At 68.1% G+C, this 12967-nt stretch carries 11 protein-coding genes and 1 pseudogene; all 12 read right to left on the reverse strand.

Annotation, left to right across the window (positions count from 1 at the left end; all coding sequences use genetic code 11):
* Positions 1-77: 77 nt before the first annotated feature.
* On the reverse strand, positions 78-1775 hold the full coding sequence (locus tag MJ783_RS09085; RefSeq protein WP_239309938.1) for an Hsp70 family protein: 1698 nt from the start codon (positions 1773-1775) through the stop codon (positions 78-80).
* An 18-nt stretch (positions 1776-1793) separates the two neighbouring features.
* Positions 1794-2249 (reverse strand): hypothetical protein, encoded by a 456-nt coding sequence (locus MJ783_RS09090; RefSeq protein ID WP_239309939.1) that lies wholly within the window; start codon positions 2247-2249, stop codon positions 1794-1796.
* Positions 2246-2952, reverse strand: a pseudogene (gene dapB, locus MJ783_RS09095) (4-hydroxy-tetrahydrodipicolinate reductase). The gene MJ783_RS09090 and the pseudogene dapB overlap by 4 nt, the downstream one beginning before the upstream one ends.
* Before the next feature lie 74 nt (positions 2953-3026).
* Complete coding sequence (locus tag MJ783_RS09100) at positions 3027-4364, reverse strand: pitrilysin family protein (RefSeq protein WP_239309940.1); 1338 nt, start codon at positions 4362-4364, stop codon at positions 3027-3029.
* A gap of 9 nt (positions 4365-4373) precedes the next feature.
* Positions 4374-6566 (reverse strand): polyribonucleotide nucleotidyltransferase, encoded by a 2193-nt coding sequence (locus MJ783_RS09105; RefSeq protein ID WP_370651571.1) that lies wholly within the window; start codon positions 6564-6566, stop codon positions 4374-4376.
* A 179-nt stretch (positions 6567-6745) separates the two neighbouring features.
* Positions 6746-7015 carry a 30S ribosomal protein S15 gene (gene rpsO, locus MJ783_RS09110; protein ID WP_239309942.1) on the reverse strand — a complete coding sequence of 90 codons (270 nt, stop codon included), beginning with the start codon at positions 7013-7015 and terminating at the stop codon, positions 6746-6748.
* Between the two features lie 91 nt (positions 7016-7106).
* Positions 7107-8075 (reverse strand): bifunctional riboflavin kinase/FAD synthetase, encoded by a 969-nt coding sequence (locus MJ783_RS09115; RefSeq protein ID WP_239309943.1) that lies wholly within the window; start codon positions 8073-8075, stop codon positions 7107-7109.
* A gap of 29 nt (positions 8076-8104) precedes the next feature.
* The gene (gene truB / locus MJ783_RS09120; protein WP_239309944.1) at positions 8105-8986 is read right to left on the reverse strand and encodes a tRNA pseudouridine(55) synthase TruB; all 882 of its coding nucleotides are present in this window, start codon (positions 8984-8986) and stop codon (positions 8105-8107) included.
* Positions 8986-10077, reverse strand: a complete 1092-nt coding sequence (locus MJ783_RS09125) for a bifunctional oligoribonuclease/PAP phosphatase NrnA (RefSeq protein WP_239309945.1) — start codon at positions 10075-10077, stop codon at positions 8986-8988. Before MJ783_RS09125 ends, truB begins: the two co-directional genes overlap by 1 nt.
* A complete protein-coding gene (gene rbfA, locus MJ783_RS09130; protein ID WP_239309946.1) occupies positions 10074-10571 on the reverse strand; it encodes a 30S ribosome-binding factor RbfA in 498 nt (165 codons plus the stop codon). The genes MJ783_RS09125 and rbfA overlap by 4 nt, the downstream gene beginning before the upstream one ends.
* 12 nt (positions 10572-10583) lie before the next feature.
* Positions 10584-10922 carry a DUF503 domain-containing protein gene (locus MJ783_RS09135; RefSeq protein WP_239309947.1) on the reverse strand — a complete coding sequence of 113 codons (339 nt, stop codon included), beginning with the start codon at positions 10920-10922 and terminating at the stop codon, positions 10584-10586.
* Between the two features lie 11 nt (positions 10923-10933).
* The coding region (gene infB, locus MJ783_RS09140; protein WP_239309948.1) for a translation initiation factor IF-2 at positions 10934-12967 on the reverse strand (2034 nt) is incomplete at its 5' end.

The following is a 12967-nucleotide window of genomic DNA, read 5'->3' on the forward strand; positions in this document are numbered from 1 at the left end:
GGGTCTTCCGCCCCCCGTCAACCCCCGGCCGCCCATAGGCACACGGACAACGGCAAGGCCTCGCACGCGCTGGCCGGTCAGCTCTCCCGGCGGCGCAGCCTCGCCACCGCGTCGCGTTCCCGGGCGACGTCGGCCTGGCTCAGCGCCGCGTTGGTCTCCACCCGCACAGTGAGGCGACGGTCGGCCAAGCCTTCGTGCAACGCGGTCATCTCCAGAATACCGTCGAAGCCCATCCGGAAAATAATCTCGATGGGCGTGCCGGCCGGGAAACCCGGCGGAATCCCGGTGATATCCGCCTGCGCGATAATCTTCATATCCTCGACGCGGGCCGGCTCGGCACCGCCGCGCTGTTCCACCAGTTGCAGAGTGATAACATCCTGATCGTCGCGGACAGTACCGAAACCACGCCGGACCATCACGGGAAGCCGGTCATTGCGATGGACGAGGAACACCGCTGAACGTTCACCGAAACGGTCGAGCACGAGCACTCCGAAACCGCGGGATACGACGTTGACCACCTGGACCTCGACGGTGCGGCGAACCCGTTCGGCGGTGAGCCCGAAAGCCGCCGCGAGACGTCTGCAGGCGGCGGCCAGGTCCGCGGGCGCGGCGGTGTCCGATGTCGCGCCGTCAGTGAGCTGCCCCCGCGACACCAGGTCCGCGAGGACCAGCCGCTCGATGGCCTTCTTCTCCCCATAGAGAGCCGCGCCCTTGGCCACCGCGAGGTCAGGGTCACCCAGCTCGACCGGCACGCCGAGCTCCGCCCTGAGCCTGCGGGCCACCGCTGGCATCCAGGCGGAGCCCCCCGCCAGCAGCACCCGGTCGAGGCGGGTGACGCCGCGAGCCCTGGCCGCGGTCAGCACCGAGCGGGTAATAATCATAGTCCGCTCCAGCAGCCCGGCCGTCAGCCGTTCGAGATCATCCCGGGACACCACCGTCTTCAATACGCGGCCGTCGTGTTCGACCCCGACCGTCGTCTCCATCCGGTCGGTCAGGTCGCGTTTGGCCTGTTCAGCGGCCAGCAGCAGCGCCTGGGCCGCCACGGCGTCGGCCAGCGGGTCCGTGGCGTCCGGATGCGCGTCAAGGAACTGTCTGGCCAGGTAGCGGGCGAGCTGCTCGTCCCACTCGGAGCCGCCGAGCCGCTGGTCGCCGTCAATGGCAACCACCGAGATCCGACGGTCGGCAAGCTCGACGACGGTCGCGTCGAACGTCGCGCCGCCGAGGTCGTAGACGAGCGCCACCTCCTCCTGCGCCGTTGTGCCGGCGAAGGTCGCCGCCGCGTCGAAACGGGCGAAACCGTAGGCCAGCGCTGCCGCGATCGGTTCGTTGATGACGTCAACGACCGACAGGCCCGCGTACTGCCCAGCGAGCACGGTGGCCCGGCGTTCCTCGTCGCCGAAGTAGGCCGGCACGGCGATGACCGCGGCGTGGACCTGCTCTCCACCGGCAAAAGCCGCCTCGCTGACGAGCGCCCGCAGGACAAGGCCGCTCACCGCGGACGCGGACCACGCCCGCCCGGACGTCACAAACCGCCAGTCGTGATCGCCCATTCGGCCTTTGACCAGCGCACAGACGTCATCGGCGCGGGCGCGGGCAAGGCGGCGGGCCGGTTCACCAGTGACGTAGTCGTCCGGTCCGACGAAGAGCACGACGCTTGGCATCGCGGTCACACCGCCGGAGAGCGCAATCACCTCAGGATCGCCTGAAGCGTTCATCCGGGCGACGCAGCTGTAGGTGGCACCAAGATCAATTCCGTAGACGACGGCCGCGCTCATCCCCGAAACGTATCGAGATCACACAGTGGACTGGATGCGTTCCAGCGCGATTGCGTGGCGCATCGCACGGCGTCCCCGACGGGTGTCGCCGGCATCGCCGTAGGCGACCGCGAGTCGATACCAGGCCTGCCAGTCCCGTGGCCGCGCCTCGACATCGGCACGGCGGCGGTTGAAGACCTCGTCGGCCGCGGTCCGGTCGATCCGGCCAGACGGACGCCGCGGCAACGGTGCCGGTGGGCCATCCGGCCAATGATCATCAAGCAGATGGCGTCCCAACCGCCCAGCCGCCCGCCCGAACTGCAGTTCCCGGACAACGACGGCCACCCCGACGACAGGCAGCAGCAGCACGCCGACGCCGAGCCCACGGGCGATCCAGCCGCTCTGGGTGAGCAACTGAACGCCTCGCCATCCGATCAGCCCAAGGTAGAAGACAACCGCCACGAGCAGAACACCGACAGTTACCCGGGCTTTCACAGTTCGAGCAGGGCCGCCAAGCCCACAGTCAGGCCGGGACGCCCTGGAGTCCGGCGCACGCCGAGCAGCACACCGGGCATGAACGAGGTCCGATCGAATGAGTCATGACGCAGGGTCAAGGTCTCCGCGACACCACCGAGCAGCACTTCCTGATGGGCGACAAGACCGGAAAGCCGAACGCTGTGCACGGGAATCCCGCTGACCCGGGTGCCGCGGGCGCCATCACGTGCCGACTCCGTGGCATCGGGGGCCGGGCTGGCCCCGGCCCGCGCCGCGCCCGCGCCCGCGCGACCAGCTCCGCCGTGTGGACGGCTGTCCCGCTGGGGGCATCCAGTTTGCCGGGATGGTGCATTTCGATGATCTCCACCGACTCGAAGAACCTGGCCGCCTGGGTCGCGAAATGCATCATCAGCACGGCACCGACACCGAAGTTCGGGGCCACCAACACACCGAGGCCCGGCCTGTCCACGAGCCAGCCGCGCACCGTGTCCAACCGGTCGTTGGAAAAACCCGATGTGCCCACAACCACATGCAGGCCCGCGTCAATGCACCAACGCAGGTTCTCCATGACGGTGTCCGGCCGGGTGAAATCGACGACGACATCGGCATCGCGCAGGCTGGCGAAGTCGTCCCCACGATCTACCGCCGCCACCAGCGTGAGGTCATCAGCGGCCTCCACAGCGGCGCGAACCGTCGCGCCCATCCGGCCCCGGGCACCGAGAACACCAACCCGGAGCGGGTCGGCCGCCGGGCTACCGGCCGCCGCGGATACCGCGGTCACCGTGCGATCACGGACGTAAAATCATGGTCATCAAAGGGGCCGATCACGCCGAGAGCGAGTGGCCGGGCAAGCAGGTCGGCGGCGACGCCCCGGACGTCTTCGCGGGTCACCGCGTTCACCCGGGCAAGCACCTCGTCCACGGACAGGAGCTCACCGTGCATGAGCTCGCTCTTGCCGATCCTGCTCATCCGCGAGCCGGTGTCCTCCATGCCCAGCACCAACGAGCCTCGGCTCTGGCCCTTGGCCCGGACAAGTTCGTCGTCGGTGATTCCCGACGCCGCGATCAGCTCCAGTTGCTCGCGGCAGAGCGCGAGAACCTCGTCCGCCCGCCGTGGCGCGCACCCCGCATAGACGCCGAACAGCCCCGCGTCGGCAAAGTGGGACGCAAACGAGTAGACGGAGTAGGCAAGGCCACGCTTTTCGCGGACCTCCTGGAAGAGCCGGGAGCTCATTCCCCCGCCGAGCGCCGAGGACATGATCCCCATGGCGAACCGGCGGGGGTCCCGGCGGGACATCCCCACGGTCCCGAGGACGACATGCGCCTGCTCGGTAGGACGCTGACTGACCACGACACCGCGGGCATCGGGGTAGGCATAGGAGCCCCCGCGCACCGGGGCGGGAAGGTCTGGGCCACCCAGGCGGTCGGCGAAGGCCGCCGCGACCAGCGCGAGCGTACGCTCATGGTCGATGTTGCCAGCGATCGCGATCACCGTGTTGGACGGAGTGTACCGGGACCGGTAGTAGTCGGCGATGGTGTCGCGGCCCAGGCCCTCGATGGAGTCGATCGTGCCCAGCACCGGACGCCCGAGATCGGTGTCACCCAACACAGCCGCGGTGAAGACGTCATGGACGACGTCGCTCGGGTCATCGTCGTGCATGGCGATCTCCTCGAGGATCACGCCACGCTCCGCGGCCACGTCGTCAGCGGTTATCAGTGAGTTGCAGACCATGTCGCAGACCACGTCAACCGCGTCCGCGAGATCACCGTCGAGCACCCGTGCGTAATAGCACGTGTACTCCTTGGTCGTGAAAGCGTTCAGCTCGCCGCCGACTGCCTCGATCGCGGAACTGATTGTCAGCGCGTCCCGGGACGGCGTGCCCTTGAACAGCAGGTGCTCCAGGTAGTGAGAACAACCGGCCGTCAACGGATTCTCGTCCCGGGAGCCCACGCCGACCCAGATCCCGATGGCTACCGACCGGACCGCGGGCACCTTCTCGGTCAGCACCCGCAGCCCGCCCGGTAGCACGGCTCGCCGGACGGTGCCGGACAGCAGCTCCTCGCGAAGCGTGCCGGCCGGCACCAAACCCGCGCTGGTCGTACCCGTCTCTGTCACCGGAGGCGGTCAGGACCCGGCCGGGACGCTGTCCGCGTCCTCGACCACGGGAGAAAGGCTGATCTTGCCACGGCTGTCGATTTCAGTGATCTCAACCTGGAGCTTCTGGCCGACCTGAACCACCTCTTCCACCTTCTCCACCCGCTTTCCACCGGAAAGCTGCTTGAGCTTGCTGACATGGAGCAGCCCGTCCTTGCCCGGAGTGAGGGAGACGAACGCACCGAACGTCGTGATCTTTACGATGGTGCCGAGGTAACGCTCCCCGACCTCCGGCATCTGCGGGTTGGCAATCGCGTTGATCGCCGAACGGGCGCTCTCCGCCGACAGGCCGTCCTGCGCACCGATGTAGATCGTGCCGTCGTCCTCGACCGTGATCTCGGCGCCGCTGTCAGTCTGAATCTGATTGATCATCTTGCCCTTCGGGCCGATGATCTCACCAATCTTGTCCACCGGGATCTTGACGGAAATCACCCGGGGAGCGTGCGTGGACATCTCGTCCGGGCCGTCGATCGCTTCGGCCATGACATCGAGGATCGCCAGCCGCGCGGCCTTGGCCTGGCCCAGCGCGTCGGCAAGGACCGACGCGGGAATGCCGTCCAGCTTGGTGTCGAGCTGGAGCGCGGTGACGAACTCCCGCGTACCCGCGACCTTGAAGTCCATGTCACCGTAGGCGTCTTCGGCGCCGAGGATGTCGGTGAGCGTAACGAAGTCGTCACCTTCATGGATCAGGCCCATGGCGATCCCAGCGACGGAGGCCTTGAGCGGAACACCAGCGTTCAGTAACGACAGCGTGCTTGCGCAGACCGAGCCCATACTCGTCGACCCGTTGGAGCCCAGCGCCTCGGAAACCTGCCGGATGGCATAGGGGAACTCGTCCCGGCTCGGCAGCACCGGCAGCAGCGCCCGCTCGGCCAGCGCGCCATGGCCGATCTCGCGCCGCTTCGGCGAACCGACACGGCCGGTCTCCCCGGTGGAATAGGGCGGGAAGTTGTAGTTGTGCATGTAACGCTTTGTGCGGTCGGGGTTGAGGGTGTCGACCGTCTGCTCCATCCGCAGCATGGCCAGCGTGGTCACGCCGAGGATCTGGGTCTCGCCACGCTCGAACAAGGCTGATCCGTGGACGCGGGGAATGAAGTCGACCTCCGCCGACAGCTCGCGGATCTCGGTGACCCCACGCCCGTCGATACGGACGCCGTCAGCGATGATGCGCTGACGTACCAGCTTCTTCGTCAGCGCCCGATAGGCTGCGGCGATCTCCTTTTCGCGGCCCTCGAACTGGCCCATGACCTTCTCCGCGGCCAGTGAGCGGACCCGCTCCAGCTCCGTTTCCCGCTCCTGCTTGCCGGCGATGCGCAGAGCCGCGGCAAGCTCGTCACCGACCGCGATCGACAACGCCTCAAGGACGTCGTCGTGATAGTCGACGAACAACGGGAACTGACGGGCTGGCTTGGCCGCACGCTCGGCCAGCTCGCGCTGGGCCCGGCACAGCTCGCGGATGGCGGGCTTCGCCGCCTCCAGCCCCGCGGCCACCACGTCCTCGGTCGGTGCTGGCGCACCCGCGGCCAGCAGCGGAACCGTGTCCGGCGTGGCCTCCGCCTCGACCATCATGATCGCGACATCGGAGCCGTCCTCGAGCACGCGACCGGCCACCACCATGTCGAAGGTTGCCCGCTCCAGCTCGGCATGGGTCGGGAAGGCGATCCAGTTCCCGTCCACAAAACCGACCCGGGTGGCGCCGACGGGGCCGGAGAAGGGCAGCCCGGCGAGCGTGGTCGACGCGCTGGCCGCATTGATTGCGACCACGTCGTAGAGCGTGTCCGGGTCGAGGGCAAGAACCGTTGCCACGACCTGGATCTCGTTACGCAGCCCCTTGACGAACGACGGCCGCAGTGGCCGGTCGATCAGACGGCAGGTGAGGATAGCGTCCTCGCTCGGCCGTCCCTCCCGCCGGAAGAACGAACCGGGAATACGCCCGGCCGCGTACATCCGTTCCTCGACATCCACGGTCAGCGGGAAGAAATCAAGCTGCTCCTTGGGCTGCTTGCTGACCGTCGTCGCCGACAGCACCATGGTGTCGCCGAGATAGGCGACCGCGGCCCCAGCCGCCTGCCGGGCCAGCCGGCCCGTCTCGAACCGGATCGTCCGGGTCCCAGCCGCTCCGTTGTCGATAACCGCCTCAGTCGCGGTTGTCTGGTCCTCCACTCGAACCATTCCTCCTCTCCATCGGCCGGGTCCGCCTTGCCGAGGAGGCCGGCGCTCAGTAGAAGCCCCCGGGGGTTCGCCACACGGCGCGCCCGGACACCACCACCGAGGACCGGCGGCTCGCGCCGTCACGGACCCGGTCACACAGTGGAGGCGACATTCGCCTCCACATCCAGCTCCTACCGCCGCAGCCCGAGCCGTTCGATCAACGACCGGTAGCGGTGGATGTCGGTCTTGGCGAGATAGTTCAGCAACCGTCGCCTCCGGCCGACCAGCAGCAACAGCCCACGCCGGCTGTGGTGGTCGTGCTTGTGCACCTTCAGATGTTCCGTCAGGTCGCTGATCCGCCGGGTGAGCATCGCCACCTGTACCTCGGGCGAGCCGGTGTCACGCTCGACCGTGGCGTAATCGGACAAGATCTTCTGCTTGACGTCGCTCGGGAGCGGCACGCGAAACCTCTTCCTGTCTACGGGTGGATGCGCGCCCGGGGTCTGCCCCACCCAGGCTGACGGACACACCACACTCGTCTGGTGCCGAAGCTTACCAACCCCGCGAGCACCGCCCGCCCGGCTGAGATGCCGCCGACAAGGAGGTGATCTTACGGGTGGCAAGAACGTCCGCCGCTATCTGAGCAACCAGGTCGGTCACGGAGTCGAAGCGCAGCGTCGGACGCAACCGCTCGGCGAACTCGAAGGCAAGGTGGGCATCGTAGATGTCGTCGTCGAAATCAAGGAGATATGCCTCAACCCGCCGCTCGGTCCCATCGAAAGTCGGGTTGCTACCAATGGAGATCGCCGCGGGATAACGCTTGCCCGGCCACACCGCGTGTCCCGCGTAGACACCGTCAGCGGGAATCGCCGCATAGGCGGTTGTCGCGAGGTTGGCAGTCGGATATCCGATAGTGCGTCCACGCGCGTCACCGTGCACCACGATCCCCTCCACTCGGTGGTCCCGGCCGAGCGCGCGGGCCGCAGTGGCTACGTCGCCTTCGGCGATACAGGCCCGAATATGCGTGGAGGAGAGCACGTGGTCGTCCTCTCGCAGGAGCCGGACGCCCTCCACCGCGAAACCGTCAGCCGCACCGTCACGGCGCAGGGTCTCCAGATTTCCGGCGGCCCGGTGCCCATAGGTGAAGTTCTCCCCCACCACCACGGCACTCGGCCGCAACCGCCGCAGGAGCATGTCGTGAACGAACTCCTCCGGTGGCACCCGGCTGAACTCCGGTGTGAACGGCTGGACGCACAACGCGTCGACCCCCAGCCGCCCCAGCAGTTCCGCCTTGAAATCCGCGGTGGTCAACAACGGCGGATGGCTGCCCGGCCGGATAACCTCGGCCGGATGCGGGTCGAACGTGAGCACGGCCGCAGGCTGTCCGGCCCGGTGAGCCCGTTCCACCGCACGGCTGACGATCTGCTGATGACCGCGGTGGACACCGTCGAAGAACCCGATTGTCACAACGCCGCCGGGCCAGTCATCCGGCGTGTCTCGCACCCCGCGCCACCGCTGCACATCTGAAGCCTATCGGTGCCGTTTGCGGCTCAGGCACCGGCGAAGACCACCAGTGACCGGCAGCCGTCCGCAGCGTCGTGCGCAAGAGCGAGAACCTCGCCAGCCGGGCCGAAAACGCCGTACGTGCCAGGCAGCCCGTAAGGGGAAAGACGGCGGCCGTGAGATATCGCACGAGCGTCATCGGCATCCACCCGCCGGCAGGGAAACAGCGCGGCGACGGCATCCGGCAACGGGCGCAGTGCGCCGGCACCCTCCTCGGCCAAGGCCTCCAGAGTAAGCGCCCGCGTGAGATCGAACGGTCCCACCCGCACCCTGCGCAGGGCACATAGGTGGGCACCGCAGCCCAGCGCCGCGCCGAGATCGCGGGCGAGCGCGCGCACGTAGGTGCCGCTGGAACACCCGACAGCCACATCAAGATCACGACCGGTGCGGGCAAGCAGCTCGAACCGGCTCACCGTGACCCGCCGCGCCGCCAGGACGACCTGCTCACCCGCGCGTACCCGGGCATAAGCCCGTACCCCGTCCACCTTGACGGCGCTGACCGCGGACGGCACCTGGTCAATCGTGCCGGTGAGAGCCGCCATGGCCGCGGCGAGCTCCACCGCGTCGACCGCGACCTCACCCACCGCGACAACCTCGCCCTGCGCGTCATCGGTGGTGGTCGACTCACCGAGCCGGATGGTCGCGGTGTAGGCCTTGTCGGTCAGGGCGAGATGACCGAGCAATCGAGTCGCCCGGCCCACCCCGAGCACCAGCACACCGGTCGCCATCGGATCAAGCGTGCCGGCGTGTCCCACCCGCCGGGTGCGCAGGGCCCGCCGGGCTCGGGCCACCACATCGTGCGAGGTCAGCCCCATCGGCTTGTCCAGCACGGCCAGACCGTCCACCCCGGCGGCGGTCGCGCCAGCCATCAGCCCGGCAGTCTGGGCGCGCGGACCAGCGCGGCACGCAGGGCCTGCATGGTCTGCTCCAGCGCTTCGGTGGAGCTCAGCCCGGCCGCGAAACGGTGACCGCCGCCGCCGAGCTGGGTGCACACCGCGCCGACGTCGATGCCGCCCTTCGAACGCACCGAGACCTTCCAGGTGTCGGTGGCGTCCTGCTTGCAGACGACCGCCACCTCGGCTTCGGCGGTGGTCCGCACGATGTCGATCACACCCTCGATCTCGTCCAGCGTGAGACCCGCGCCGGTGAGGTCCGCGTACGCGCACCACGTCCACACCAGGTCGTGCTCAGGCTCCAGACTGGCCCGGCCGAGCAGCTCACCCAGTAGCCGCAGGTAGTTGAAGCGGTGCGTGTCCCAGACCGTACGAGTGATCAGATCATGCCGGATCCCGGTGCCCAGCAACCGCGCGGCCAGCCGATGGACATCCGGTGTGGTCACGCCGTACCGGAACGAACCGGTATCGGTGACCAAGCCCGTGTAGATCGCGACAGCCAGGTCATGATCGAGGTCGATCCCGAGGGCGTCAATGACCCCGGTGACCATCACGCTGGTGGAGGCGGCGTCGGGGTCGATCAGATTGATGTCCCCGAACCGTGTGTTCGAGGCGTGATGGTCGATCACAACCGTTCGCCGTGCCCTGGTCGCAACCCGGCCCAGCGCACCGAGCCTGGGCAGGCTTCCCGCGTCCAGCGTCACCACCAGGTCGGGCGTCGCCGGGACCAGGGAGGGCGGGACAAGAAGATCCTGGCCAGGCAGAAAGCTCAACGAGCGGGGCACAACGAACGGGTCGCTGTCGAACGAGACCGACGCCCTGGCCCCGAGAGTGTGCAGCGCGAGCCCCAGGGCGATCGCCGAGCCCAGGCTGTCACCATCCGGGTCAACGTGCGCGACCAGCAGGATGCTCTCCCCGCTCTGGGCCGCGGAGCGAATCGCCTCGACCGCACGCTCCCGCTGCTCACCGAGCGCATCGCCGGACATGGGCCCCGCCCGGCCCGTCCCCTCGCCCGCTGGGGGAACCGGGAGCAGAGACAGGTCGGCGAGGCTCATCGCGTCGGTCATCGCGGCGTGTCCCCCATCATTTCCTCGTCGAGCTGATCGGAACCGAACCCGTCAGCACCGGACTCATCGGCGTCCACACGCGGCTTACGGTACGGGTCGGGCTCACCAGCCGGCCGGGCACCGTCTCGGACACCCGCCAGGCTCGCGTCCCGCTCCCGCGCGGTCAGAATCAGTTCCTCAAGATGGCGGGCATCATCCGGAAGTCGATCATGAACGAAGGTCAGGGCAGGAGTAACCTTGACGCCGGTCTGCCGGCCAACCTGACTACGCAGCAGGCCCTTGGCGGACTCCAGCGCCCGCGCCGAGCCCAGCCGGTCCGCGTCATCACCGTAAACCGTGTAGAAAACGGTGGCCTCGGTCAGGTCCGGGGTGACCCGGGCATCGGTCACCGTGACCATTCCCAAGCGCGGGTCCTTCACCTGACTTTCCAGCGCAGCCGCGACCACCTCACGGATACGCACCGCGAGCCGGCGGGCCCGAGCAGGATCAGCCATGGCTTCCTCCCGTCATTCCGACCGCGCCACCGATCGCGGTCCGTCCATATCCTCGTCGGAATCCTCGTCGGAGAGGTAGCGCATCCGCGCCGAGAGCAGTTCTATCTCCGGGCGCCGCGAGAGCAGGCGTTCACACGCCTGGACGACCTCGACGCAATGGGCTCGATCCGCAGCGACCACGGCGAGCCCTATCTGCGTCCGCCGGTGCAGATCAAGATGGCCGGTCTCCGCCGCACTCACCGCATATCTGCGGCGGAGCTCGGCCACCACCGGCCGGACTATCGACCGCTTCTCCTTGAGCGACCGAACGTCGCCAAGGAGAAGGTCGAAAACTCCCGTTCCGGTCCACATCGTGCGCGTCCTCAGGAGCGAGGAACCTCCCGCTGCTCGAAGGTCTCGATCACATCGTCAATCTTGATGTCGTTGAAGGAACCGAGCCCGATACCGCACTCGTAACCCTCGCGGACCTCGGTCGCGTCATCCTTGAAGCGCTTGAGCGACTCGACCGTGAGATTGTCCGCCACGACCACGCCGTCCCGAACGAGCCGGGCCTTGGAGTTGCGGCGGATGATCCCGGAACGTACCAGGCAACCGGCGACGTTGCCGATCCGGGGAACCCGGAACACCTCGCGCACCTCGGCGGTACCGAGCTGGACTTCCTCGTAGACCGGCTTGAGCATGCCCTTGAGGGCGTTCTCGATGTCCTCGATCGCCTGGTAGATGACCGAGTAGTAGCGGACGTCGACGCGCTCGCGCTCGGCCAGTTCGCGCGCCTTGCCCTCAGCCCGGACGTTGAACCCGAGGATGACCGCGTCGGACGCGCTCGCCAGGTTGACGTCATTCTCAGTGATGGCGCCGACACCACGACCGATGATCCGCAACGAGACCTCGTCACCGACATCGATCTTGAGCAGGGAATCCTCCACGGTCTCGACCGAACCGGAGACGTCACCCTTGAGAATGAGGTTGAGCTGGGTCTTCTCACCCTCCTTCATCCGCTCCAGGATCGTCTCCAGGGTCGGGCGGCCGCGGCTCATCGCCAGTTCGGCGTTTCGCTCGCGTGCCTGGCGCCGCTCGGCGATCTGGCGGGCGACCCGGTCCTCCGGGACGACCAGGAAGTTATCGCCGGCGTCGGGGACGCTGGTGAACCCCAGGACCTGCACCGGCCGGGCCGGGCCGGCCTCGTGCACCGGGTCACCGTGTTCGTCGAGCATCGCCCGGACGCGCCCGAAGGCGTCGCCGGCAACCACCGAGTCCCCGACCCGCAGCGTCCCCCGCTGGACGAGCACGGTCGCAACCGGGCCGCGGCCTCGGTCCAGCCGGCCTTCGATCGCGACGCCCTGGGCCTCGGTACCGGTCGGGGCACGCAGGTCGAGGGCGGCGTCCGCGGTCAGGATGACCGCCTCGAGCAAACCGTCGATGTTGGTGCGGTTACGGGCGGACACGTCGACGAACATGGCGTCACCGCCGTACTCCTCGGCGACCAGGCCGTATTCGGTGAGCTGCCCGCGGACCTTGAGGGGGTCGGCGCCTTCCTTGTCAATCTTGTTGACGGCGACGACGATCGGGACGTTGGCCGCCTGGGCGTGATTGAGTGCCTCGATCGTCTGCGGCTTGACACCGTCATCCGCGGCGACGACCAACACGACGATGTCGGTCACCTGCGCACCTCGGGCACGCATGGCGGTGAACGCCTCGTGACCCGGGGTGTCGATAAAGGTGATCTTCCGCTCGTCCCCATCGACCTTCGCCCGGACCTGGTAGGCCCCGATGTGCTGGGTGATGCCGCCGGCCTCACCGGCAACCACGTCTGTCGACCGGATCGCGTCGAGCAACTTCGTCTTGCCATGGTCGACGTGGCCCATGACGGTGACAACCGGTGGACGCGCGGACAGCTCGATCTGATCGCCGTATTCGCCGCCGAAGGAGAGATCGAAGCTCTCCAGCAGCTCCTTGTCCTCGTCCTCGGGACTGACGATCTGTACGTCATAGCCGAGAGTGACGCCGAGCAGCTGCAGGGTCTCGTCCGTGCACGACTGCGTCGCGGTCACCATCTCACCGAGCTGGGTGAACACAACCTGGACGAGCGCGCCCTGATTGGCATCGATCTTGTCGGCGAAATCGGCAAGGGACGCGCCCCGAGGCAGTCGAATGGCCTGCCCGTTGCCGCGCGGAACCATGGCCCCCATGCGGGGAGCCTCCAGCCCGCTCTCCCACTCCTGCCGCTTCGCGCGCTTGGACTTGCGCTGCCGGCCAGGACGACCACGGCCGCCCGGGCCGAAGGCACCGGCCGTCGTGCCGCCGCGGCCCCTGCCGCCGGATGTCGGGCGGCCACCGGGACCGCCGCCGGGAGCACCGCCGCCACCAGGACGGCCCGCGGCTCCCGTGCCAGCGCC

It is taken from the genome of Protofrankia sp. Cj3, from assembly GCF_917627355.1.
Classification (GTDB): domain Bacteria; phylum Actinomycetota; class Actinomycetes; order Frankiales; family Frankiaceae; genus Protofrankia.

Excerpts from the sequence above, each read along its gene's own strand:
- MJ783_RS09085 (WP_239309938.1), bottom strand. The coding sequence starts at position 1,775 with ATGAGCGCGGCCGTCGTCTACGGAATTGATCTTGGTGCCACCTACAGC.
- truB (WP_239309944.1), bottom strand. The coding sequence starts at position 8,986 with ATGGCTGGCGCGACCGCCGCCGGGGTGGACGGTCTGGCCGTGCTGGAC.
- rbfA (WP_239309946.1), bottom strand. The coding sequence starts at position 10,571 with ATGGCTGATCCTGCTCGGGCCCGCCGGCTCGCGGTGCGTATCCGTGAG.
- MJ783_RS09135 (WP_239309947.1), bottom strand. The coding sequence starts at position 10,922 with ATGTGGACCGGAACGGGAGTTTTCGACCTTCTCCTTGGCGACGTTCGG.
- MJ783_RS09125 (WP_239309945.1), bottom strand. The coding sequence starts at position 10,077 with ATGACCGACGCGATGAGCCTCGCCGACCTGTCTCTGCTCCCGGTTCCC.